Raw genomic sequence first — 23,073 nt, forward strand, 5'->3', positions numbered from 1 at the left:
GCCCACTGGTGTTCGGGCGATACTCGCTGATAGAGGTCGATGATGCTGGGGACCGTCTCGCCAGGGGGGCGCAAGCAAAAAATGTAAGTATCGCGCGAACGGGCGAGTATGGACGGGTCTATCCGATGGTCGTTATGCAGAATCTTGTCTAGCAGGTAGTGGGCACGGTGTTTTGGCGTGTGGCCGTGGTAGTAGAAGTAGTGCAGCTTCTGGCGGAGGAGGCTACGCCGGCTGTGGTAGCCCATCTGCAACTCGTAATATCCCTCGATGTCCGGGTGGGAGCCGAGGATGTGTCCGAAGAGGCTCGTATACGCGCGCATGTGGCTGAGCAGGAAGATGCGCCGATAGGGGCGGAGCAGACCCGGCAACGCGCGAATAAAGTGATCCGGCCTTGTCATGGGCTAGTTGTGGTCTGCGTAGGTAGGATGCGGCACGCCGCGAGGTATGCGGTGTAGGCTGCCCACCGGAGATTTCCATGAAGGGCGAGCCCCTGGCACGCATACCGGTAGGCTTGTTGCCGTTGTCCTGTGGTGTGGAGGAGTTCGGCGGCGTGCTTGTAGACATAGCCGAGCCCCAGGCGGCAGGCCTCCCGGACCGAAGGGCGCTGAGCGGTCATTAGCCCCTTTTGGTACACGATCATCTGGTACTGCGCCTTTTGCAGGGCAGAGATTACGGTTGACATGTTGTCGGCGCGTTTGGGGTCCGGGATATTGTGGCGGGCTATCCAACGCGGGCTGTAGAGCAGGTGCTCCGCCTGGTCGAGCGTGCGCAGGTAGAGGTCGCGGTCGCACTCGTAGCGGATGCCCTCATCCATCCCGCCTAGCTTCAGGTAAAAGGGGCGGCGAAGGATCGAGCAGTTTAAATGCGCGAATCCCCCGCTACACAAGAGCTCCTCAGGGGTCAGGAACGCGGCGCGCGCGGGGCCTGGCTCTTCGGGGGACGTGTCGGTGTACCGCGGGATCAGATCTTCCAGCCACACGCGCCCGGGCTTGCGTCGCCCGTCGCTGTAGAAGGCAGCCTGGTTTGTGTAATAGGCGTCAACCTGGCGTTCCGCTCTCTGGAGGTCCTCAGCGGCTTGAGTTAAATGGGATGGATCGGTCCATTCGTCGTCGTCGTCGAGGAAAGCGAGATAATCGCCCGCTGCTTCAAGGGCGGCTGTGTTCATGGAGTAGCTTTGACCGTGTCCTTGCGGACGGCGTGGCTGTCGAAGCAGATAGGCCCGGGGATGCTTATCGACCAGTGCCCGGATCTGCGCGGCTGCCTCGGGGGTGGATCCATCATCGACCACGAGGATCTCGAAGTCATCAAAATCCTGCCGGCATGCCGACTGGAAGGCTGCGGCAAAAAGCTGAGGCCGGTCTCGGGTTGGGAGGATCACCGAAAAGAACATGCCTGCTCCTGTCTTTGCGGAGGCGGCGGAAGGGCAGCGCCAACAGAGTCTTCGGCCAGCCCCCATAGGATGCTCTTGAGTCGGCGAGTGGACCTTTCCCAAGTGTAAAGCCTGGTCACAGTCTCTCGCGCGTTCTCCGCGATGCGCCGTGCCTGCTCAGGAGCATGGTGGAGCTGCGTAACGGCATCGCTATACCCGTCCTCAGTGTAGGCCAGAATCACGTTTTCGCGATCATGCGCTTCGAGGCCTTCGAGCGCGCGGTCGCTGGCAACCACCGGCACCCCCGCTGCCCAGGCCTGCAGGATCTTGTTTTTGATTCCAGAGCCGGAGTGTAGGGGGGCGACGAAGACCTCGGCTGTTGCCAGGTACGGCCGGATATCCTCCACCGCGCCGGTGACATGGACGAAGCGGTTCGCAAGCGCCTGAACCGCTGGCGTCGGGTCGCGGCCGACGAGTGTCAGGTGGGCATGGGGGATGACAGTCCGCAGGCGCGGCATAACCCGCAGCGCCAGATAGCGTGCGGCGCGCATATTGGGTTCGAAGTCCATCGCCCCTTCGAAGACGATGTGGCCGGACTGTGGCGCGCGATTATTGGGCGTAAAGAAGTGGCTATCAACACCATTGGCGAGGGTGTGTGCGGGCACAACCGGGCAGGAGTGCTGAAAGGAGCGGCGATCCGCGTCGGTGACGAAAACAGCGGCGGAGGCCCGCGGTGCGTGGCGGGCCTCGAGTTGCAGCTGCAGGCGGTGCCGGCGGTAGAGCCGCAACCACTCCCGGGGACGTCGCTCCAGGGCGAGTAGGCGCCGCAGGGCCAAGGGGTCGTGATCGCATTCATCCAAAAGGACGGGAGTACGTAGCGCGGGAAAGGACGGTAACAAGCGGACGCCGCCCGCCCAGATTAGGTCGTAGCGATTTTGGGTACTGGCATCGGCCAGGAATTCGTACAACGCCCGGCTTGTCGGCACAAGAGACTCGGGTCGTGTGAGCTCACGCACCCGCTGCCACCAGGGGGAAGGCCGGCAGGGGTCAGCAGGCAGTCGGTGGATGTGATCGAAGATCGCATCCAGTGCGGGCGGGGTGGGGCGGTCATCGCCAAGATGGGCCAGGTCGATGGCACAGTCCCGCTGAAGGCCGCTGGCGTAGTGGAAGATCCGCAGGCTCTGGCCATCCACCAGCGGGTAGGGAAGGCTGGTCAGGACGATGAGCAGGCGCAGCTGGCGATTCATGCGCGCGCACCTCGCGAGGCGTGGGCAGTGGTCCCGGTGGGCGTGGCCTGCGGTCCATCACTCTCAGGTTGGCGGGCCGGATGTGCCGCCGGCTGTGCCTCCATGTACTCCCGCCGCAGGACGATGGCCAGTGCGAGCATGCAGAAAAACAGAGTGAAGTAGGCGAGGCTCAGGAAGGCGCCTGCGACCAGGAATCCGATCAGCCCGACTGCGACGCCCCAGGACCACTCGCTGATCCATCGGGTCTCCGGTGCCTTTCGGGCCTGCCGGAAGATGCGCCACAGGCTGGCCAGCACGAAACCGATCAGGCTCAGATAGAGAAAGAGCCCGAGGAATCCCAGGTTCCCGAGGACCTGGAAGTAGATGCTGTGCTCCGCCAGCCGCGAGCGGGGGGGGCCTTCCCGGTAGCTGTTCCACAAATCGTAGGGCAACTGCATGGTCCCGAAGCCAGAACCTGTCAGAGGGGCGTCCATGGCGATGTTCCAGGAGACCTCCCAGGCGTCCAGGCGGCCTCCGGCGGAGGCGTCCTCCTCCCAGTGGACCAGGGTCTCCCACTCGTGTTGGATCCGGTCCGGGACAGTAACCCCAACGACGCCGATGGCCAGTACCGCAGCCCCTACGAGCAAGCCCTTGTAGCGCAGGCGCAGGAAGATCAGCAGCCCCACGACTGCCATCCCCACCCAGGCGCCACGAGAAAAGGTGCCGATAATCGCGATCCCATGGAGCCAGAACCCCCCGTAGAGGGCACGCCCAAGCCATTGGTGCCAACGGTCGAGCAGGGCCTGGCCGATGGGCACCACGAAGTCACCGCGATAGACCTCCCGCGCCAGCACCAGCATCAGCGGCCAGGTCATGACCAGGGCCAGCCCAATGTCCGTATTCCCGCTGATAAAGCTGCCGGAGGGGCCGAGGACCATGCCGCCAAAACCGGTCCGCACCGTAAAGAGCCCGCCTTTGATCCCCCAGTAGCCAATGGAGAGTGCGGTGATCGCGAGCAAGGACGAGGTCTTGACCTTGCCGTCGATCAGGATGAGCGTGACGACCGCCAGGATCAGGATTCGGGCGTATCGATCCCAGTGTTGCTGCGAGACCTCGGGCTGCCAGGCGAAGAGGAAGGTCGCCGCTGTCATGTGCAGGAATAATAGCCCGAGAAAGACCGTCTCTCTGGTCAGCGGTGGCGCGCGCCTTTCGCGGGCGAAAAGCATCGCGAAAAGGGTCGTCAGGGCGACTAGTTGAGCGACAGGAGCCTGGGCCAAGGCACCCCAAACCTGTCGGTGGGGGTTCATCAGGCCGACCCAGTACCAGACCGCGACGCCGACCCAAGCCCGGTAGAGGATCAGCGGCAGCGATCCGAAGATCATGGTCCCGAAGAGGAGGTCGCGAAGCGGCAGCATGAGAGCGGGCCTTTGGTCTCTGGCAGCGTAGGCGGGTCAGCCTGTATCTGCCATGATCGGTTTAGAGCGTGGCGACGAACTACATTATGGGTGCGTCGGTCCACTCTTTCCTGTCCTAGTCTGGACAGGGATCAAGCTCAGGGAGCACCTTCATGCGCGATTTGCTTGGCAAACTGTCCATCCTCATCCAGGGGCGGGAGCGCTGGATTGCGGCAGGGCTCTTGGTGTTGATGATCGGCAACGCGGCCCTGCAGTTGGTGGGGGTGGCCTCGGTGATGCCCTTCCTGGCCGTGCTGGGCGATCCGCAGACCATTCAGCAGAACGAGGCCCTGGCAACCGCCTTTGACGGCCTCGGTTTCGAGTCGACGCAGGCCTTCCTCTACCTGCTCGGTATCCTGGCGTTCCTGGCGATCACCCTTGGCAACGCCTTCGAGGCGGCGACGAAGTGGGTCACCACGCGTTATACCCACATGCTGCAGTACCGGGTCTCGCAGTGGCTGATGAGCGGCTATCTGCGCCGCCCCTACGTCTTCTTCGTCAACCGCAACTCCGGTGATCTGGCCAAGACCGTGCTGGAGGAGAGCCGTCAGACCGTTGAGGGGGCGGTGATGCCGTGCCTGCGGCTGGTCAGTCAGGGGCTGGTCGTCGTCTTGCTCCTTGGTTTCCTGCTTCTGCTCTACCCGGTGCTGACCCTCTTTGTGGCGGTGACTTTCGCAGTGGTCTACGGCGGGATCTACTTTTTTGCGCGCCACTGGCTCAGCCGCATCGGTAGCACCCGGGTGCGGGCCAACCAGCAGCGTTTTGTGGCCGTGAACGAGGCCTTCGCGGGGGCCAAGGAGATCCGGCTGCTCGGCCGCGAGGGGGTGTATCTGGACCGTTACCAGGACGCGGCCCAGCAGTATGCCCGGACCCAGGCCAATGCCAGCATCCTCAGCGCGATGCCCATCTACGCGATCGAGGCCTTTGCCTTCGGCGGCATCGTTCTCCTGGTCCTGTTCCTGATGGGGCAGGGTGGGTTGGGGCAGACGCTACCCATCATCGGGGCCTATGCGCTGGCCGCCAAGCGCCTCGTACCAGCCTTCCAGGCGATTTTCAATGCGATAGCTCGGTTACGATTCACCAAACCCGCCCTGGATCACCTGGTGCGGGACCTCCGGGACGACGGTGACTGGATCGCGTTGCCGGATCCCCAGGAATCCGTCGATCCCCTCACGCCCCGTCGCGAGATCGCCATACAGCACGTGACCTACCGGTACCCGAACGCGGATGAGCCCGCCCTTCAGGACTTGGACCTGCGCATCCCCGCCTACAGCCGGGTGGGGCTGGTCGGGCCTTCGGGAGCGGGGAAGAGTACGCTCGTCGATGTCCTGCTAGGCTTGCTGGAGCCGGAACAGGGGAGGATGAAGGTGGATGGTGAGCCCATCACAGCGGCGAATATGCGCAGCTGGCAGGCCGCTATCGGCTACGTGCCGCAGCACATCTTCCTGGCGGATACCACCGTCCGCGGCAACATCGCCCTCGGGATCCCGGAGTCTCGCATTGATCAGATTGCGGTCGAGCGAGCGGCCCGCATGGCAAATCTGGACGCCTTCGTCCGTGAAGAGCTCCCGAACGGTTACGATACGGTGATCGGGGAGCGCGGCTTGCGCCTCTCCGGCGGGCAGCGTCAGCGGATTGGGATCGCCCGGGCGCTCTATCATGACCCGCCGCTGCTGGTTCTGGATGAGGCGACCAGCGCTCTCGACAACGCCACGGAGCGGGTCGTCATGGATGCCATCTACAACCTCGGGCAGACCAAGACGGTCATCCTGATCGCGCACCGGCTCTCTACCGTCCAGCCGTGTGACCGGATCTTCGTCCTCTCCCGGGGCAGGTTGGTCGAGGAGGGGACCTGGGAAGAGCTCTACGAGGGCGGGGCGGAATTCCGGAAGCTTGCGGCGGGGGCCTGACCGTGACGCAGGGGGGGTGGCGTGTTGGTGCGGTGCCCTTTGAGCAGGCGGCCACGGATTGGGATTGGCTTTTTGGTCGGGCCGGGGGGAATCCCTTCCTCTCACGAGCCTGGCAGGAGTCGTTGTACCGGGCCTTGAACCCGGCTAGTGGCAGGTTTCAGCCTTGGCTGATTACCCGGGATGGCGAGGCACGTGCCGCACTCTGTCTGGGTGGTCCGCGCCGGGCTTGGGATCACGGTGTGCCGCTGCGCCGGTATGCCCTTAATGAGACAGGGTGTGCCGCACTGGATCGCGTCGGCCTTGAGCACAACGGCCTGTTGGCGGAAGGCGGCGACCAGGTGCCGGCGTTCCGCGCTCTGCTCGAGCATCTCCTGCAGCGGCGGGACTGGGACGAATTGCTGGTTGGCTGGGTCCGAGCCGACCGTTGGGAGACCCTGCGTCGGGCCCTGGTGGGGCTCCCGCTCACCCCCCGGGTTGAGGAGTGCAAACCATACTTCTACGTGGAACTCTCCGGCATCGCCGATCTGGCCGACTACTTGAGCGGGCTGAGCGCCAACACGCGCTATCAGATCCGGCGTGCGATGCGGCTATACGGCGGGCCTGAGGCCCTGCATCAGGAAGCGGCGCGGGACGCCGAGCAGGCGATCGAGTGGTTCGAGCAGCTGGTTCGCCTCCACCAGCGGCATTGGCAGATGCGGCGCGGTTTCCAGGGGGCGTTTGCCCATCCCCGGGTGCTCGATTTCCACCGGCGTTTGGTTCGTGCGGCGGTGCCGAGGGGCGTCGTGGAGATGTTTCGGGTGCGCGCCCCGGCGCATGAGGTCGGCTATCTGTATAACCTTCGCGGCGGAGGTTCGGTCTGCAATTACCAGGGCGGTCTGAACTACAGCGACGACCAGCGGTTGAAGCCCGGGCTGGTCTGCCATGCCCTTGCGGTGGCCCATGCCGCCCGGCAGGGGTGGGATCGGTACGATCTGCTGGTCGGCGATAGCCAGTACAAGCGGAGCCTGGCAAGCGACCGGGGGGAGATGCTTCGGGTCCGCATTCAGCGGCCGCGCTGGCGGTTGGGGGTCGTGCGCGCTGTGGACCGTCTGCTGGAAAGCTCAGAGGAGCGAGCATGAGCGAAGCCGTCGACAAGCGGGGTAGCCTACTCGGACGAGTGGTCCTGCGGCTGGCACCCAGGAACCGCATCGGGGATCGGGTGGTGGCGCTCCTCCGATTCTTGCGGACCCATCGGCGCTGGCCATCTTCGGCGATGCGTTTGCCGGATTACCTCTTCCGACTCAAAACCAGCGATACGCTGCTCGATCCCCTGCGCATGCTGGTTACCGATAAGGCGTGGGTCAAACTCTACGTGCGGGCGCAGGTTGGGGGGTCGTACAACGTGCCGACTCTGGCGTTGCTTGATTCGCCAGAAGCAGTGCGGCAGGCGCAGCTGCCCGAGCGTTGCTGCATCAAACCCACCCACCTCTCCGGCGAGGTGGTCTTCCACACGACGGAGACTCCGGTGGATCGTGAGCGCTTGGTCGATTGGCTCGATCACAACCACTACGACACGATGCGTGAGATCAACCACCGCTACCTGCAGCCGCGGGTGATCGTCGAGCCGATCCTCTTCGAGGATACCAATATCGCTGATTACAAGATCTTCTGCTATCGGGGCGAGCCCCGCCTGATCCAGGTGGATCTGGATCGGCATGTCCGCCACACGCGGGCGCTCTACACGCCGGAGTGGGAAGACCTGTGCGCCTCCATGCTCTATCCGCCGGCCGATCGGTCCGTGCCGCGCCCCGGGAACCTGCAGCAGATGCTCGACCTGGCCGCTGCCTTGGCTGCGCCGTTTGAGTTCATCCGCGTCGATCTCTACACGGATGGGCAGCACTGTTTCGTCGGCGAGCTGACCAATTGCCCGGGTAGTGCCGATGAACCGTTCATTCCGCCGGAGGCGGAGGGGCCGGTCTCCGACCGGCTGTTCGCATGAGCGTTCCGGTGGCACCTTCTCGGGTCGAGCAGGCAGCGCTCGCCGCAGCGCGGCTCCCTTTGCGGCTCCTGGCGCCGGGGGGCAGCGGGGCATTGAGCATCCTGATCTACCACCGGGTCCTGCCCGAGCGGGATCCGCTGCGGCCTGGGGAGCCCGACCAGGCCGAGTTCGCCGAGCAGATGGCCTGGGTCCAGGCGCTGTTCCGGGTCCTGCCTTTGTCCGAGGCCGTGGCCGCGTTGCGGCGCGGTCGGTTGCCGCCGCGGGCTGCCTGTATCACCTTTGACGACGGTTACGCCGACAATCTCCACTGCGCCCTCCCGGTTCTCCACGCCCTAGGCCTTCCGGCCACCTGCTTCGTCGCCGCGGATTACCTGGATGGGGGGGTCATGTTCAATGACCGGATCATCGAGGTCGTGCGAGCCTTGCCGAAAGGGCAAACGGACTTGAGTGCCTGGGGGGTTGGCGTCTGGCGAATCGCTGGCGACGAGGATCGGCACCGGCTGGCTGAGGCGATCATCCGTACTGTCAAGCACCTGGACGGGGCGGAGCGGGAAGAAGGGGTCGCTCGGCTGGTGCGTGAGAGCGGGGTGTCGCTGCCATGCGATCTGATGATGACCACCGGCGGGGTTCGTCGGTTGGCCGCCGGCGGTTTTGAGATCGGGGCGCACACCCGCACCCATCCCATCTTAAGCCGTGTCGATGACGCCACCGCTCGCGCGGAGATCGGGGGCAGCCGCGAGGTCCTCGAGGACGTGATCGGTGAGCCGGTGCGGCTGTTTGCCTATCCAAACGGGCGGCCGGGGCACGATTACACCGCGCGTGATGTGCAGCTCGTGAAGGCTTGCGGCTTTCAGGCCGCGGTATCGACGGCGTGGGGGGCGGCGCGACGGTGCGCCGATCCTTGGCAACTCCCTCGGTTTACGCCGTGGGATCGACATGCCCGCGGCTTTGTGGCGCGGATGTTTCGTAACCTCTGCATCCGTCGGCCGAAAACGGTCACCGCCTGACGAACCGCGGGGGTTACTCTCCCGCCTCCAGGGCGCCCCAGACCGATTGGGAGCGTTGGGCGCCATGGTAATCCCGGTCCAGTCCGGGGAGTTCAATGGGCCAGGATAGGTCTGCCTCTCGTTCCAATGCCCCGGCACGGGGTGTCAGATCCAGCTGTTCTAAGTCGCCGTCCGCATTGACCAGTTTATCCCGGGCTGCGGCCAAGTTGGCCGTGAAGTTGTAGGGGGCCTCGATGCCATCCAGGCTCAAGGGTTCTGCGGAGAAGATCGCGTTGCCCTGTACGATCTGCTCGTAGTCCGTATCCGGCTCGGCAATCCGCAGCCCGAATCCCTCGGTGACAAAAGTGTTGTTGAGGACGTAGAGGTCTTTGGGCACGTCATTATGACGCAGGAAGATCGCGCCATCCCCTCCCAGCCCGGAAGCCCTGTGTCGATTGACGAAGAGGTTGTTATAGAGGGCGACGTTGCCCTCTCCCTGGAATAGGCGCTCGTGCGGATTCTCAAAGAAGAGGTTGCCGTGGATCAGGTACTGGTCGTGCTGCCCCGGCCCGGAGGGCGGGAAGTGTCCCACCAGGAGGTTGGGGCGGGCGCCACTGCCGCGCTCGCCGCCCTCGGCCTTGTCGAAGGTGTTGCCGCGGATGATGGTGCGTTGAGGTTCTGTTGGCATACCGGGCACCATGGTGCGATCTCCCTGGTGCTTGATCTGTGTGCCATAGCCGAGGGTCTCGGCAATCCGGTTGCCCTCGATGACGCCGGCGATAAAGGGCGCGCCCCCGGGTTGGCCTAGGTACATTCCCGTTCCAACGCGGCGGATGTCGTTGTTGCGGATGACCCAGTTCCATGCGGTGGAGCGGGTGGTGATGCCGGAGTTGCCGCGAATCGCGTCATAGCCGTGGATGGAAAGGCCTTCGAGTGTGATGTCATGGGCGTAGTCGCCCGTGGCCTCCGCCACGACGGCGGAGATGTTCCGCCCCCGGCCATCGAGCTCCAGGTTTTTAAGTACGATATGGGCCGAATTCTCGAAGCGGACCGTGTTTCGCCCTGATTCACCGAGCAGCACAGCGGCTTCCTGTCCCTCGCCTTTTTCCGGGCCGCGGATCACGATCGGTCGCTGCTCTGTTCCTCTCAGGCCGCGCAGATCGAGGCCGCCGGAGTAGGTGCCCGGCTCGAGCTCGAGCTCGTCGCCGGGGCGTAGTTCGGCCACCCTCTCGGCGAGGGGCTTCGCATGGACCATCTGGGCGAGTAGACCCGTGGTCAGAGCGAGCAGCATGAGTGGGTAAAGAGCTAATGTGCGGGCAGTTCGGTTCAGGTCGCTCACGGTTCGGACTCCACCTTCCATCTGGCCCCGGCCCCAATTATGTACGTTCAGGTGTCGCACGGCGCTCGCAGTCGTACAACGGGCTTGCCTCGATCAGGTGTGCTCAGGTGGATCCCGGGGGCAGCGCCACCGAAGACAACGTGCCAGCGTCCAAACTGAAGGAAGGTGAGGCTCCCGATGACCCGGGCCCCCAGCCGCTGGTGGGCGCGCAGGGAGTGGGTGTTGAATGCCGAGATGCGGCTTTGGCACCAGGATGCGTTCTGCTCGCGGAGATAGGTGTTGGCGGCATCCCAAAGGGCTGCGAAGGTCAGTGAGTGCCTCGCATGAGGCAAGATAACGATATCCAGATCGAGCCACGCTTGCCCGGGGGGAGTCGGTTGCAGCACGCAGGGATGCGTGTGCTCCTCGTGGGGGCCGGGGTGCAGCCAGAGGAAACCGCTAGCCTCGTCGTTCTGGTAAGCGACGAAACAGACTGCACCGGCCTGGGCGCGCGCGCGCACCGCTTCCGCCGAGCGCCCACAATGGGTCAGGATCGTGGCGTCGGCAGGGGTTCGCTCGACACGGATGGTATGGCTAAAGTTGGCCGGCAGGAGCTGATTCCGGCCTACCGGCTGTGCCAGCAGGTAGTACCGATGCGCCTCCATGCGCGGAGAAACCCTTCGTAGGAGACCGTTAAGAAGGATCAGCGCAGCGTTCAGCGGACCCATTTTTTTCACCAAGGACTGATCCGTCCGTGAGCAGCCGGTTATCGTGGTTCTCCATTTGGCAGGTGTCTGGGTTGCTTTTGTCAGTCTCTGCTCTATCATGCCATCGCTCCGACTCCTCGGCGAGAAGGTTGTCACGTGGCTGACCCGCGGTGTCGCGACCCACTAAGCCATCGTGCTTGTCTATTGGGCGCCTGGTTGAGCCTGGCGGTGGTGGCCTACGCCACTTTGCTGCCGTTTGAGTTCGGTGACACCAGTCTGGAACGGGCCTGGGAGATCTACACCGGCATCGGTTTCCGGGGGATCACCGGAGGTAATCAGGGCCAATGGGTGGCCAATGTTCTGCTCTATATCCCGTTGGGGTTCTTCTGGGCGGCTTGGCTTACGCACGCTGTCCGGAACCGGGTGGGGCAGGTTTTCATGGGTCTGCTCGCGGTTTTGGTTGCGTTGGTGACCACCATGACCATCGAGTTCCTGCAGATCTGGCTGCCTGTTCGTTACCCCGCCATTGCCGATATGAGTGGAAATTTCCTCGGTGGCGTCATCGGGGTGGTCAGTTGGTTCGCCCTGCGAACCTGGCTCGGTCGCTGGCTTGAGCAGGTACGTCACGGCGGACCCGCGGCGTTGGTGGTCGTCCTTTCTGCATACGTTGTCGCTTACGTTGGACTGATACTGCTGCCCTTTGATCTGGTGGTCAGTCCTTGGGCGCTTGCCGAGCGCCTGGTATCCAGCGATTTTAGCCTATGGGCGCAGAGTGCGGGCTGCCTCGCGGATCCTTCCTGTATAGGGTTTCGGGGTGCCGAGCTGGTGGCCAGCATCCCGCTGGGCCTGTTGCTGGCCGTGCTGATCCCGCGCACTCGACAGGAGCCTTGGCAGGCCGGCATGGCGTTAGCGCTCGCGGTGGCCATGGGTCTGGAGCTACTCAATCTTTTCGTGGCCTCCGGGGTCGTTGAGGGGCGTTCGGCACTGATGCGCGCCTTCGGCATCACCCTGGGGATCTTCGTCGGGCGGAGCATGTTGACCGACGCCAGCCGCCTTTTGGCCGTGTTGCGGCAATGGGGGCCATTGATCGTGGCGGGTGCCGGACTGCCCTATGTCCTTCTTCTTGTAGTGGGAAGCCACGAGTTCCGCCCCTACCACTGGGATGTGGACCAAGCCTTGGAGACCCTTCAGGGAACCAGGTTGCTCCCTTTCTATTACCACTACAACGTTGCCGAAGTTGCGGCCTTACGCAGCGTGCTCCTCCATCTGCTGCTCTATGCACCATTGGGGGTGTTCGCCTGGCTCCTGGCCTTGCGGGTTCGGGCGACGCGTCACCAGATTGCAGCCTGGGCGGCCGGGGTCGCGGTGAGTCTCGCCGCGTTGGTGGAGTTCGGCAAGCTGTTTACGGAGGGGGGGCGCCCCGACTCCAGTTCGTTAGTGCTCGCCGGCCTTGCTGCGGCGGGGGCCGTGATCCTGCTCGATTGGTTCGCCTTCGCTCTCACGCGCAGGGGCGCGCCGGCCCCGCGCTAATACAGAGGAGCGGGATGGCTTGGAGGTCGCTCGGCGAGGGGCGTCATCACTCCTTCAGCTGTCGGTGGGCAATACAGACGAACTCGTAGAACACCGGCATGCGCTCCGCCGCGGTGTTCAGAAGCTGGCGCGTCTGTCCCTGATACTCACGATCGCCGCAGTGTTCCAAAGCGAAAAGGCGCGGCAGGATGCGGATCTCATCCCTTGAGAGATAAGCCCTTAGCTTTTGGTAGTCGCGGTTGCTGGCGTGGGCCAGGGCCCCGGCCATCGCCGCCGCGTAGGGTAGTGGAAAGGTTCGGCTGTAGATGTGGCGTAACCGCTTCAGGTCGCCGTGTGTGTTTTCGCCCTCATCCTCGCGCAGCTGGAACTCTGGGGTGATGCGGATATCCCGGACCAGGGCTGTGCGTTGTTGCGGTACCAGTTCAACCGAGGCCGAAGTCTGTGGTTCCTGCGATGGGCTCTGCGCCGAGTCCCCTGTGTAGACGACGGAGACCACATCGTGACCCCGTCCGCGGCGCAGCCTGTACCGGAAATAGCGCTGGAAGGTGTCAACGGGTGTGGCCATGGCCTGAACCCTCCTTGTTCAACGGAATCAGTCTCTCCCTCGGCAAGGGATGGCTGAGGAAGTGCACCGGACTGGCCGTCAGCCCGTAGGCCCCCGACTGGAAGACGGCGATCAGATCCCCCGGTTCGGCGGTGGGGAGTTCCACCTGCTCGGCGAGGCGGTCCAGGGGGGTGCACAGTGGGCCAACTACGGTAGCGGTCTCTTGGGCTGGTGCGTCCATCCGGTTGGCCACCGCCACTGGGAAGTTGCGTCGCACGACCTGGCCGAGGTTGCCGGAGGCTGCCAGGTGGTGGTGCATGCCCCCGTCGGTAACCAGATAGACCTGTCCGCGCGAGATCTTGCGGTCGATCACCCGGGTGATATAGACGCCGGCCTCACCCACCAGGTAACGGCCCAGCTCCAGGGCGATCCGGGCTCCCCGAAGGCTCTCCGCGCGCTGGGCCAGGCAGATATCCAGCGCCCGGGCGTAGGCGGGCAGGTCCACCGGCTGATCGCCGGGGAAGTAGGGGATGCCGAGTCCGGCCCCCAGGGTGACTTGCCGGACCGGTTCGGGCGCCTGCGCGGCCAGGTCGCCGAGGAGCCGGAACATCGGATCCAGTGCCTCGATCAGCAGATCGGTGCGCAGATTCTGTGAGCCGGCGAAGAGGTGGAAGCCCTGGAAGGCGACCGGCAGCGCATCCATGCGTTGCAGGAGCTGCGGTGCGCACTCGGCGTCGATCCCAAAGGGCTGCGGGCCGCCGGCCATCCTCATGCCAGAGCGTTTGAGTTCAAAGTTTGGGTTGATGCGCAGGGCGACCCGGGGTCTCGCTTCGGAACGGGTCGCCAGCTCCGCCACCCGCTCCAGTTCGCCGGCGGACTCGATGTGCAGCGTGATCCCGGCCGCAATGGCGGCGGCAAGCTCGTCATCGCGCTTGCCCGGGCCGGCAAAGCTGATCCGGTCCGGGGCAACACCGATGGCAAGCAGCCGCTCCAACTCGCCGGCAGAGGCGATATCGAATCCATCCACGCGGTCGGCAAGGCACTGGAGCAACGCCGGCATGGGGTTCGCCTTGACGGCGTAATGCACGGCCACATCGCCGGGGAGGGCGCCCCGGAGTTCGGCCAGCCGCGTCTGCAGCATGGCTTCGTCGTACAGATACACCGGTGTCCCGCCGGCCTCGGCTACCAGCTCAGGGACCGGTCTGCCGCTCAGGCTCAGGCAACCGTCGCGCACCGTGAAGGTCCGCATGCAGGGCAGTTCTTCAAGGCGCTGCATGGTCGCGGGCCTCGGTATCGAGTAGATGGTGGCGCAGGGCGGTACGGTCGATCTTGCCGTTGGCGGTTCGCGGGAGGCCGTGCCCCTGGATCCGGAAGGTTTCCGGGACCATGAAGGAGGGCAGGCGCGATCGGCAGGCCTGGCGGATCGTCTCCGCGTCGATGCCTGTCCCGGCGGCGGTGGCGATCACCACCGCGATGCGCTGACCCAGCCGCGGGCCCGGCAGGCCAATGGCAACGCACTCCTGCACCCCTGGTATCTCCAGCACCGCCGCCTCGATCTCCTGGGGGCTGACCCGGTAGCCCGAGGTCTTGATCAGCTCGTCGGTACGTCCGACGAAGTAGAGGAAGCCCTGCTCATCGGCGTAGACCGTGTCGCCGGACCAGACAGCGTATTCCGTGGACGGTAGCGCAGCCGGCCGGTTGGGAGCGGGCCGGAAGCGCTCTGCGGTGGCCTCGGGGGCGTTCCAATACCCCAGTGCCACCTGCGGGCCACGGTGGATGAGCTCACCGTGCTCGTACGGGGCGCAAGCACTGCCGTCGGGCCGAACCACCTGGACCTCGGCATTGGGAATGGCTCGGCCGATGGAATCCGGGCGGGCGTCGAGCTCCTCGGGGGGCAGGTAGGTGGAGCGGAATGCCTCGGTCAGTCCATACATCAGGTAGAGCTTCGCCTCCGGGAGCTGGCGGCGCAGTGCCTCCAGCGTCGGGCGAGGCAGGGCCCCACCGGAGTTGGTGACATAGCGCAAGTGGGTGTGCGCGGCCGCCGGCCAAGGCAGTGCGGCCAGGTCGAACCACATGGGTGGGACGCCTGCGAGCCCGGTGATGCCGTGCTCCGCTACCTTTTGGGGGACTTCCCGCGGCAAAAGGTAGTCGTGAAGAACGACTTCAGCGCCTACCATGAAAGCGGTGGTCAGCTGGCTGAAGCCGTAGTCGAAGCTCAGCGGCAGGGCCGCCAGGATGCGATCTTCGGCGTCGTTCTCCAGGTAGGCGACGACACTCGCGGCCCCGGCGGTTAGGTTGCGGTGCGAGAGGGCCACGCCCTTGGGTAGACCGGTACTGCCGGAGGTGTAGAGCAGCATCGCCGCATCGTGCTCGATACGCCGGGGACGTGGTTCGGGGGCGCGCCGCGGCCGCTGATCCCAGCGATGGCCCGCAATGCCTCGAGGCAGGGCGTCCGGCGCCGGTGTATCCTCCACCCACCAGACGTGCCCAAGGGTCGGGCAGTGTGGCAATTCGGCCTGGAGGGGCTGGCAGCGAGCCGCGGAGGTGATCAGAAAGCGCGCGCCAGCATCGCGCAGGATATGGCCGACCTGCGCGGGTTTGAGGACCGGGTTGATGGGTACTGCGATGCCGCCGGCAGCCGCCGCCGCGAAGAGGCTGACCACCGCTTCCGGCCGCTTTTCCAAGTAGACTGCCACCCGATCGTCCGGTTCAAGGCCTTGATCAAGCAGCGCGGCGGCGGTGCGCTCGACCTCCTCGGCGAGTTGCTCGTAGCGAAGGAGCGCCGCCGGGTTGCCCGCCTGGCGCAACGCGATCCGGCCGGCTTGCTCGTGGGCCGGGGCGAGGAGCAGGTCGTGGAGTCGTTCCGCCATATCCCTGACAGGTGCATCCGTGAGCGTGCGACGTACCAACGAGTGTACAGGTCCCGGCAGGTTTTGCTGGAGGTCAACGGTGGGATGGGGGGCATGGATGCCCCAGGTGGGTGGTCTGCTGCTCGCCCTGCTGACCCTCACGCTGGCGCTCCATTGGCCCCAGGGCGGGGCCTGGCTGGCGGTGGGGTTGGTCGCCTACGCGGTTGTCCTGACTCGCTACCCCCTGGCCTGGCTCTGGGTCTTGCCGTCTGCGGTGGCCCTGCTCGACGGGATGCCGTGGACCGGGTGGCTTCACTTCGGGGAGGTGGAGCTGCTTCTCATGATGACCTTCGCGGTGGCACTCGTGCGCTGGCCGGCGCTTCAGCATTCGGATCGTTCGCCGGGGTTGCCCGCCCTGCTGCCAGCGCCGCTGCGCTTCTCGTTTTACGGACTGTTCGCCTCAACGGCGCTCGGCGTTGGGGTGGCCGTCTGGTGGTGGCTGACCCAGGCACCGGGGCCCTGGGTGGACTACGCCGCGCCCTGGAACACCGGCCGCACCGCTTCCGGCGTAGTGCTGGCGTTCGGCGCCTTGTTGCTGGTGCGCTACGCCCCGGATCCGCCCCGCGAGCAGTTCCTGTGCGGGCTGGTGCCGGGGATGGCGCTGGGGTGTCTCGCTGCGGTGGCCGCAGTGGTTCGCGAGCGGGCGGTCTACCCCGGACTCTGGGACACCGAGAGCGGCTTCCGGGTGGCCGGCTGGTTCACCGACATGCACGTCGGTGGGCCCAGCCTGGCGGCATTCCTCGCCCTGACGATCCCCTTCGCGCTGGTCTGGGCCTGGACCCGGCGCCGCTGGGCGCTGCTCTGGACGCTGACGGTCAGCCTGCTGGTCAGCTACGCCACCGTGGTGACGTTTACGCGCTCGGCGTGGCTGGCGGCTGCCGTGGCTTTGCTGGTCCTGGCGCTTTTCGGTGGGCCCTTGTTGACCCGTGCCGGGGGGCGGAGTCGCCGGTCCAGCATCCTGCTGGCGTGGATCCCGATCCCGGTGGCGATCGGGATCGCCCTGGCGATGCTCGACGGCTTCGCCAGCGACCGCTGGTCCAGTACAAGCCGCGATGCGGAGGGACGCTGGGATCGCTGGCAGACGATCCTGGAGTTCTCGAGCGAAATGGCCCGGACGCCCTGGGTGGGGCACGGCGTGGGGACCTTCCCGGCGGCCTACCGCACCGCAGCGCAGGTAGACGATCCCGTTGGACAGTACGGTTTCTTGGGGCAGGGCGAGACCGCGATGCTCTGGATGGGCAAGGATCCGACCGGGCGCCTTGCCCAGCGGCTGCCCGCCGCCGATCGACCGGAGTGGGTGGAGGTTGTGCTCCGGGTGCAGGGGCCGCCGGGCGCCCGGCTGCGTGCGGCCCTCTGTGAGGAGTCCCTGGTCTACCCGGTCGAGTGCGTGGAGGGGTGGATCCAGTTTGATGGCCTCGGCGACGGGGGCGGCGCGCAGTGGCGTGAGACAGCACTCCGGTTGGAACCGCCCGCCGGGCGCGGGATGCCTGGGCTAGAGCGCTCGCTGGTCTTCTCGCTAAGTCGCGAGGATGGCTTGCCGGGGCCACTGCTCATGGACGAGATCCGCATTCACCGGGGCGACGGCCCTCAGCTGCTCAAAAACGGGACGTTTGCGGCGGCAGGGCGACACTGGTTCTATACCACGAGCAACTACGACGCCTGGCGCACCGAGAACCAGCTGCTGGAGCTCTACTTCGACCAGGGGGTCGCGGGGGCGGTGCTGTGGGTGGTGCTCGTCGCCACCGGACTGTGGGCCCTCGTACCGTACGCCCGCCCGCCGACGCTGGCGGCGCTGGCGGCTGGCGCGGGGATCACCGGGGCGCTGGCAGTGGCGATGTTCGCGACCATCTTCTTCAATCCCCATATCGCGCTGCTTTTCTACCTGGTGCTCTTGCTGGGAGTGGCAGCGGGTCATGCCGGTCCAGGCAGCGGGCGGCTCGACGAGCCGGATCACGAGACAGGGAGGCGCGGTGACCGATCCTGATTTTGCGCGGTGCTGGCAGCGGCGGTTCATGCAGCGCGGCGCCACCTTGGAGGATGATGCCGGGATCGCGGGGTGGACGCCCACCGGGCTGGATGCCCGCTTCCGCCAGTTTCGCCAAATCTGGGAGCAGGTGGATGCCCCGGCGGGCCGGTGGCTGGACCTAGGCTGCGGTGCCGGCACCTACACGCGCTATCTGCGGGCAGGCGGGCGTGAGGTGGTCGGCCTGGATTACTCGCCACCTTCCCTGCACAAGGCGCAGCAGCGCAGCGAGTCGGAGATTCCCTGGGTGGCCGGAGATGCCCAGCGGCTGCCTTTTGGCGATGATCTCTTCGACGGCGTGCTGTGCCTCGGGGTCCTCCAGGCGCTGCCGGGGCCGCGCCCCGCGCTGGCGGAGATGGCCCGGGTGGTGCGCCCCGGCGGCGAAATCTGGGTGGACGCCCTCAACGCCGGGTGTTTGCCCACGGTCCTCGCCGAGTGGCGCCGCAGGCGGGCCGGCCGTTCCCCGCACCTGCGCTATGACGACTATACTGCCGTCGTTGAGGACTTCGAGACGATGGGCGTGGAGGTCCGGGAGGTTGCCTGGTTGCTGTTATTGCCCGGGCGGATAGCCCGACTGCAGCCTTGGGTGGAGCAGAGCGTGGTGCGCGGTGCACTGCGGATCGTGCCGGCACTGGAACGGCGTCTCTGCCACTCCTTCCTCATCCGGGCCCGAGTCGGTTGAGGCTGGTGGGGCGGCCCCGGTTGTGGGACCGATACCGTCAGGAGGTTTTACATCGGGCGGTTCGGGGAGAGGGAAGCGACCTCGAAGGACGCGTCAACACCCTGACGGAACAGAGGGCTGAGTCGTCCCGCCGCTCATCGGTACGAATCTTGCCAGTAGAGTGGAATCGGTGGACAGGAAGCCGAACAACCCAAGCAGCGCGACCTCTGAGGGAGCCCGCGATGACGGAGCACGAGCGCAACCAAGCCCCAGGACCGCACCACGACGCCAACGGGCCGGACCACGCAGCCCCAAGCCGGGGCATGTCGCGCCGGCGCTTCGGACAAGCGGCGCTGGGCAGTGTGCCTGTGCTGATGACCCTGTACTCGAATCCGCTTCGGGCGAGTAGCGGTACGCCGGGGAACTGCCATCCATCAGGTTGGGTGTCGGGGAATACGTCCCAGCACGGAGAAGCCGAAGATTGCGGCGGAGAGAGCCCAGGCCATTGGGGAAACCATTCGCCTCAGGGGCAGGGAGGAGGCGCCGGCGCTGCTAAAAGCGTTGATTTCAATCGGGCCTTCGGTTTTGCCGATTCGGAGTTCACCAACTCAGAAGGCGAAAGTCTTGATCTGAATTACGCCACTTCCGGGCGGGGTAAAGACATCGTCGAGAGGAACTTTGTCGAGGTCACCGATAAAGAGCGTAAGGTGATCCGATTCGGTTCAGCTGCGTATATGAGCAGGATCGATAACAAGTACACCTCGGACAGGCCCACGAGAGAAGAAATCATCGATATGGTGAAAGCCGTGCTGGATGGCGACTATTACCAGATCCCGAGCACAGGCGATGAACTGACCATCGATGGGGTGATTGCCTTTCTCAAGAACACGCAAAGCGGAAAACAGGGATTCAACAAAGACTCCGGCCTAGTGAACTTTTAGTGGGCCCAATGGGGCGCACCGGGTATCGTACGATTTTGAGATCGTATTACGGGGCAGTGCGGGAAAAGGATTTCGAGATCCGAGTCGTCGGCGCCTACGGGCTCGTCTACTGTGTCGGGATGGGCAATACCTACGTCGTCTCCCGCGATGCGGTTCGCATCCTTCGGTACCTGGGGCGCGGGGGGCCGCTCTGCTGGTCGCAGCTGTCTGGGGTGCTTGAGGATGAGCAGGAGGCGTGGGTGGCCGAGCGGCTGTCGCTGGCTCTGGACTCGCTTCTGGAGGCTGGGCTGATTCACGAGACCCGGGATGACGTCGGTAGCTGAGCTGGGTTACGCCCACCTTGCGGAGCGCCTCGCCGCCGGGCGCCTGGTCATTGAAACCGGCCCTTTGCGCGCCCTCCTCAAAAGTCGACTGAGTAGCGTCGCCGAAGGTCTTTGGAACCTTTACGCTTATCACCGGGTGGTTGAGCCTGAGGACGGCGCCGACTTCGTGTGCGAGGTCCGGCGGCCTCTCGGGGTTCGGCGTTTCTATCGGCCACAAGCGCTCTTCTACGCTGATCGGAAGAATATCTTCAAGCCGCTCCCTGGCAATCAGGCGTTTCCGATGCTTGAGTGGGGGTTAAACTGGTGCGTGGGAATGCAGGTCAAACACTTCCTGCTTTTCCACGCCGCCTGCCTGGAGAAGAATGGCCGGGCCGTTATCATGCCGGCGCCACCGGAGTCGGGGAAGAGCACCCTCTGTGCGGCGCTGGCCTGCAGCGGCTGGCGGTTGCTCAGCGATGAGGCCACGCTGGTTGATCTCGCGAGTGGCGAGGCGCGGGTCTTTGGCCTGAGTCGGCCGGTGAGTTTGAAGAACGCCTCCGTCGATGTGATTCGGGCCTTCGCTCCGGATGCTGTTCTGAGTGAGCGCTGCCACGATACCTTGAAAGGGTCGGTAGCTCATATGCGCCCACCGCGAGATAGTGTACAGCGGGCGAACGAGCCGGCGACACCCGCATGGGTGGTCTTCCCCCGTTATCAACCGCGCGGTCCGGCGGTGCTGAGCGAGCGTCCCGAGGGGGAGACCTTCATGGGGTTGGCGCGGAACTCCTTTAACTATGCTGCCCTTGGGGCCCGCGCGTTCCACCGCACCGTGGACATCGTCGAGCAGGCGCAAGGCTACGATTTCCGCTACAGCCGACTGGAAGAGGCGATCCCCATCTTTGAAGACCTGGCAGCCGGATCCCACCCAAGCTCTGTGTGACGGCCTGGCGCGGCCGGTGTCGTTGTTGGAGCGCTCGGGACGGGAGTGGACCGAGATGCTGGCCGTGGGCCGAGAGAATCTGCTGCTCGGGGCCCTCTGGCATCGCGCCGTAGAGGCGGGCGTGGCCGAGCGTCTGCCGGAGTGGGCGGCTGGCCACCTATGGGGGGCGGCGCTGACCGCCGAGACCAACGCCGCCGCCCTGCGCTGGGAGCTTGAGCAACTCGACGGCGGGCTGATCCGTAACCTCACGCCGCCTCTGGTGCTCAAGGGCGGTGCTTACGTCCTGGCGGGGTTGCCGAACGCTGCCGGCCGCATCGCGGCGGACATCGATCTGCTTTTCGGCCGTGACGAGGTCGAGCGGGCGGAGGCGGTGCTCTTCTACGAGGGCTGGTTTGGTACACACCATTCGGCCTATGACCAGCGCTACTACCGGCAATGGATGCATGAGCTGCCGCCGCTGCAGCACGTCAAGCGTGGTACCGCGCTTGACCTGCACCACAACATCCTGCCCGCCACCTTCGCCGTGGCGGTGGATCCGGAACGACTCCTGTCCGCGGCTCGCCCCATCGAGGGCATGGACCGGCTCCAGCTGCCGGCCCCCCGGCACCTGGTTTTGCACGCCATCGTCCACCTTTTCTCGGAGACCGATTGGGACCGGGGGCTGAGGGACCTTTACGACATCCACGCCCTGATCGAGCATTTTCGGGCGCAGCACGGGCCGGTGTTCTGGGAGGAGTTGCTGGATGAGGCAGAGGCGCTCCGAGTGGCCTGGCTGGTGGAGCCGGCGATCCGCTGCTGTCAGAGCCGCTTCGGGACCGCGATTCCGGAGAGCGTGGAGCGACGGCTTCGCGACCATGTGGCGAGCCCACCGGCACGCTGGCTCAGTCGCCGGATGTTCCATCATGCTTTGAACGGTCGGGTCTCTGCGACCCCTTGGATCGATTTATTGGCGCGGGCGTTTGTTTTCCTCCGCGGCCACTGGCTCAAGATGCCGCCGCTTCTCCTGGCACGGCATCTGTTTTACAAGGCCTTTCTGGCCCCGCGGGGCGATGATTCGGAAAATCACCCTGCGGCGGCCAACCCACAACAGCATGGATGAGGTCAGCGATGGCGGATGGCGTGAGCGGCGCAAGCGGCAGGGACGGGGGAGAGTCGGGGGAGGTATCGCGGGCGGATCGGCGTCATGCGGTGATCCTCGCCGGTGGGTCTGGGACGCGCCTGTGGCCGCTCTCCCGGCGGAACATGCCCAAACAGCTGTTGGCCCTTACCGGGGAGGCGACCCTGCTCCAGGAGACCGCTGGGCGGCTTCTGCCTGCCGTGGCAGCGGAGCGGGTGACTACGGTGACCCATGCCGATCACCGCTTCGAGGTCAAAGGGCAGCTGCATGAGGTGGCCGCACCGCTGGCCGAGCGGGTGCTGGCCGAGCCGGCGGCCCGCAACACTCTCCCGGCCATCGCCTGGGCGGTGGCTGGCATCGCCCGGCAGACGCCGGATGCCCTAGTCGGGGTTTTCCCCTCGGACCACCGCATCGGCCAGCCGGAGGCGCTACGGGCGGCCTGGGAACTGGCGGAGCAGGCGGCGGATGCCGGCCATCTGGTGCTCTTTGGTGTTCGCCCTACGGCGCCGGCAACAGGGTTCGGTTACATTCAGGCCGGCGAGGCGTTGGGCGCTGGTGTCGAAAGGGTCCAGAGCTTCGTCGAAAAACCCGGCGTTGAGACTGCGCAGGGTTTCCTGGATCGGGGCGGCTACTACTGGAACAGCGGCATGTTTGTCTTCCGGGCCGATCGTTTCCTGGATCTGCTGCGGGCACACCAACCAGTGATCGCCGAAGCGGTCCAGGGCTGGGCGGAGGGCGATGCTCTGCCCGATACAACCGCTTATGGCCAGTTGCCCGAGACCTCCATTGACCATGGGCTGGTCGAGCAGGCGGAGACGGTTGCCGTGGTGCCCGTGGACCTGGGGTGGAGCGACCTGGGCAGCTGGGAGGCTCTCTACCAGGAGCGGGCCAAGGACGAACGTGGCAATGTCTGTCACGGGCCGGTGCTGCCGGTCGAAAGCCGTGACAGTCTCCTCTGGAGTGCCGACGGCGGTCTGCTCGCCGCCTACGGGGTGGAGAACCTGGCGCTGGTGCAGACCCGGGACGCGACGCTGGTCTGTCCCCGCGAGCGACTCGCCGACCTCAAGCCGCTGGTGGCCCAGGTCGCTGCCGAACGGCCCGAGTTGGCTGACTACCATGTCACCGTGGCGCGACCGTGGGGCAGCTATACGACCCTGG

The 23,073-nt window shown here is 65.4% G+C and carries 20 protein-coding genes; 12 read left to right on the forward strand and 8 right to left on the reverse strand.

The genetic code is table 11. The features are described 5' to 3' along the window. Window positions 1–394: 394 nt before the first annotated feature. The 3 genes from LRF89_RS10540 to LRF89_RS10550 are packed head-to-tail and all read right to left on the reverse strand — an operon-like array spanning window position 395 to window position 4,010. On the reverse strand, window positions 395–1,390 hold the full coding sequence (locus LRF89_RS10540; protein ID WP_238637060.1) for a glycosyltransferase family 2 protein: 996 nt from the start codon (window positions 1,388–1,390) through the stop codon (window positions 395–397). Continuing rightward, entirely contained in the window at window positions 1,375–2,616 is a 1,242-nt protein-coding gene (locus LRF89_RS10545) for a glycosyltransferase (RefSeq protein ID WP_238637061.1), read from the reverse strand. The genes LRF89_RS10540 and LRF89_RS10545 overlap by 16 nt, the downstream gene beginning before the upstream one ends. Further along, on the reverse strand, window positions 2,613–4,010 hold the full coding sequence (locus LRF89_RS10550) for a putative O-glycosylation ligase, exosortase A system-associated (protein ID WP_238637062.1): 1,398 nt from the start codon (window positions 4,008–4,010) through the stop codon (window positions 2,613–2,615). Before LRF89_RS10550 ends, LRF89_RS10545 begins: the two co-directional genes overlap by 4 nt. Window positions 4,011–4,162: 152 nt before the next feature. Here LRF89_RS10550 and LRF89_RS10555 point away from each other — a divergent pair, with 152 nt between their 5' ends. The 4 genes from LRF89_RS10555 (at window position 4,163) to LRF89_RS10570 (ending at window position 8,944) form a co-directional block, all read left to right on the forward strand. Next, entirely contained in the window at window positions 4,163–5,959 is a 1,797-nt protein-coding gene (locus LRF89_RS10555) for an ABC transporter ATP-binding protein (protein WP_238637063.1), read from the forward strand. 239 nt (window positions 5,960–6,198) lie between these two features. Further along, window positions 6,199–7,077, forward strand: coding sequence for a GNAT family N-acetyltransferase (locus LRF89_RS10560; protein ID WP_238637064.1), 879 nt, complete (start codon window positions 6,199–6,201; stop codon window positions 7,075–7,077). Further along, a complete protein-coding gene (locus LRF89_RS10565; protein WP_238637065.1) occupies window positions 7,074–7,937 on the forward strand; it encodes an ATP-grasp fold amidoligase family protein in 864 nt (287 codons plus the stop codon). The genes LRF89_RS10560 and LRF89_RS10565 overlap by 4 nt, the downstream gene beginning before the upstream one ends. A gap of 8 nt (window positions 7,938–7,945) precedes the next feature. After that, a complete protein-coding gene (locus tag LRF89_RS10570) occupies window positions 7,946–8,944 on the forward strand; it encodes a polysaccharide deacetylase family protein (protein WP_238637066.1) in 999 nt (332 codons plus the stop codon). A gap of 13 nt (window positions 8,945–8,957) precedes the next feature. On the opposite strand, the gene LRF89_RS10575 is transcribed toward LRF89_RS10570, so the two are convergent. After that, window positions 8,958–10,262, reverse strand: coding sequence for a hypothetical protein (locus LRF89_RS10575; protein ID WP_238637067.1), 1,305 nt, complete (start codon window positions 10,260–10,262; stop codon window positions 8,958–8,960). Window positions 10,263–10,309: 47 nt separating this feature from the next. After that, on the reverse strand, window positions 10,310–10,906 hold the full coding sequence (locus LRF89_RS10580) for a GNAT family N-acetyltransferase (RefSeq protein ID WP_238637068.1): 597 nt from the start codon (window positions 10,904–10,906) through the stop codon (window positions 10,310–10,312). 258 nt (window positions 10,907–11,164) lie between these two features. Here LRF89_RS10580 and LRF89_RS10585 point away from each other — a divergent pair, with 258 nt between their 5' ends. Continuing rightward, window positions 11,165–12,478 carry a VanZ family protein gene (locus tag LRF89_RS10585; RefSeq protein ID WP_238637069.1) on the forward strand — a complete coding sequence of 438 codons (1,314 nt, stop codon included), beginning with the start codon at window positions 11,165–11,167 and terminating at the stop codon, window positions 12,476–12,478. A gap of 46 nt (window positions 12,479–12,524) precedes the next feature. On the opposite strand, the gene LRF89_RS10590 is transcribed toward LRF89_RS10585, so the two are convergent. From LRF89_RS10590 to LRF89_RS10600, 3 genes are read right to left on the reverse strand one after another with little or no spacing between them, the layout of a single operon-like run. Next, entirely contained in the window at window positions 12,525–13,043 is a 519-nt protein-coding gene (locus tag LRF89_RS10590; protein WP_238634341.1) for a hypothetical protein, read from the reverse strand. Next, entirely contained in the window at window positions 13,027–14,298 is a 1,272-nt protein-coding gene (locus LRF89_RS10595) for a pyridoxal-dependent decarboxylase, exosortase A system-associated (protein ID WP_238634339.1), read from the reverse strand. Before LRF89_RS10595 ends, LRF89_RS10590 begins: the two co-directional genes overlap by 17 nt. Next, complete coding sequence (locus LRF89_RS10600; RefSeq protein WP_238637070.1) at window positions 14,285–15,892, reverse strand: acyl-CoA ligase (AMP-forming), exosortase A system-associated; 1,608 nt, start codon at window positions 15,890–15,892, stop codon at window positions 14,285–14,287. Before LRF89_RS10600 ends, LRF89_RS10595 begins: the two co-directional genes overlap by 14 nt. Window positions 15,893–15,989: 97 nt before the next feature. Here LRF89_RS10600 and LRF89_RS10605 point away from each other — a divergent pair, with 97 nt between their 5' ends. From LRF89_RS10605 to LRF89_RS10635, 7 genes are all read left to right on the forward strand, one after another. After that, the gene (locus LRF89_RS10605) at window positions 15,990–17,915 is read left to right on the forward strand and encodes a hypothetical protein (protein WP_238637071.1); all 1,926 of its coding nucleotides are present in this window, start codon (window positions 15,990–15,992) and stop codon (window positions 17,913–17,915) included. Next, a complete protein-coding gene (locus tag LRF89_RS10610) occupies window positions 17,902–18,636 on the forward strand; it encodes a class I SAM-dependent methyltransferase (RefSeq protein ID WP_238637072.1) in 735 nt (244 codons plus the stop codon). The genes LRF89_RS10605 and LRF89_RS10610 overlap by 14 nt, the downstream gene beginning before the upstream one ends. Window positions 18,637–18,857: 221 nt before the next feature. Further along, on the forward strand, window positions 18,858–19,556 hold the full coding sequence (locus LRF89_RS10615) for a hypothetical protein (RefSeq protein ID WP_238634332.1): 699 nt from the start codon (window positions 18,858–18,860) through the stop codon (window positions 19,554–19,556). Window positions 19,557–19,612: 56 nt separating this feature from the next. Then, window positions 19,613–19,879, forward strand: coding sequence for a hypothetical protein (locus tag LRF89_RS10620; protein ID WP_238634330.1), 267 nt, complete (start codon window positions 19,613–19,615; stop codon window positions 19,877–19,879). Then, window positions 19,863–20,798: an HprK-related kinase A gene (locus LRF89_RS10625; RefSeq protein ID WP_238634329.1), complete on the forward strand. Its 936-nt coding sequence runs from the start codon at window positions 19,863–19,865 to the stop codon at window positions 20,796–20,798. The genes LRF89_RS10620 and LRF89_RS10625 overlap by 17 nt, the downstream gene beginning before the upstream one ends. After that, window positions 20,758–21,897 (forward strand): nucleotidyltransferase domain-containing protein, encoded by a 1,140-nt coding sequence (locus LRF89_RS10630; protein ID WP_255771998.1) that lies wholly within the window; start codon window positions 20,758–20,760, stop codon window positions 21,895–21,897. Before LRF89_RS10625 ends, LRF89_RS10630 begins: the two co-directional genes overlap by 41 nt. Before the next feature lie 143 nt (window positions 21,898–22,040). Further along, window positions 22,041–23,073 (forward strand): mannose-1-phosphate guanylyltransferase (locus tag LRF89_RS10635; protein ID WP_238637073.1); only part of this gene is annotated, 1,033 nt, incomplete at its 3' end.

This window comes from Halorhodospira sp. 9621 (assembly GCF_022228055.1).
Classification (GTDB): domain Bacteria; phylum Pseudomonadota; class Gammaproteobacteria; order Nitrococcales; family Halorhodospiraceae; genus Halorhodospira; species Halorhodospira halophila_A.

Bases quoted from the DNA above. Each gene is read 5' to 3' on its own strand.
- LRF89_RS10540 (WP_238637060.1), bottom strand. From the start codon at position 1,390: ATGTTCTTTTCGGTGATCCTCCCAACCCGAGACCGGCCTCAGCTTTTT.
- LRF89_RS10555 (WP_238637063.1), top strand. From the start codon at position 4,163: ATGCGCGATTTGCTTGGCAAACTGTCCATCCTCATCCAGGGGCGGGAG.
- LRF89_RS10565 (WP_238637065.1), top strand. From the start codon at position 7,074: ATGAGCGAAGCCGTCGACAAGCGGGGTAGCCTACTCGGACGAGTGGTC.
- LRF89_RS10550 (WP_238637062.1), bottom strand. From the start codon at position 4,010: ATGCTGCCGCTTCGCGACCTCCTCTTCGGGACCATGATCTTCGGATCG.
- LRF89_RS10600 (WP_238637070.1), bottom strand. From the start codon at position 15,892: ATGGCGGAACGACTCCACGACCTGCTCCTCGCCCCGGCCCACGAGCAA.
- LRF89_RS10595 (WP_238634339.1), bottom strand. From the start codon at position 14,298: ATGCAGCGCCTTGAAGAACTGCCCTGCATGCGGACCTTCACGGTGCGC.
- LRF89_RS10545 (WP_238637061.1), bottom strand. From the start codon at position 2,616: ATGAATCGCCAGCTGCGCCTGCTCATCGTCCTGACCAGCCTTCCCTAC.
- LRF89_RS10625 (WP_238634329.1), top strand. From the start codon at position 19,863: ATGACGTCGGTAGCTGAGCTGGGTTACGCCCACCTTGCGGAGCGCCTC.
- LRF89_RS10580 (WP_238637068.1), bottom strand. From the start codon at position 10,906: ATGGAGGCGCATCGGTACTACCTGCTGGCACAGCCGGTAGGCCGGAAT.
- LRF89_RS10605 (WP_238637071.1), top strand. From the start codon at position 15,990: ATGCCCCAGGTGGGTGGTCTGCTGCTCGCCCTGCTGACCCTCACGCTG.
- LRF89_RS10615 (WP_238634332.1), top strand. From the start codon at position 18,858: ATGACGGAGCACGAGCGCAACCAAGCCCCAGGACCGCACCACGACGCC.
- LRF89_RS10590 (WP_238634341.1), bottom strand. From the start codon at position 13,043: ATGGCCACACCCGTTGACACCTTCCAGCGCTATTTCCGGTACAGGCTG.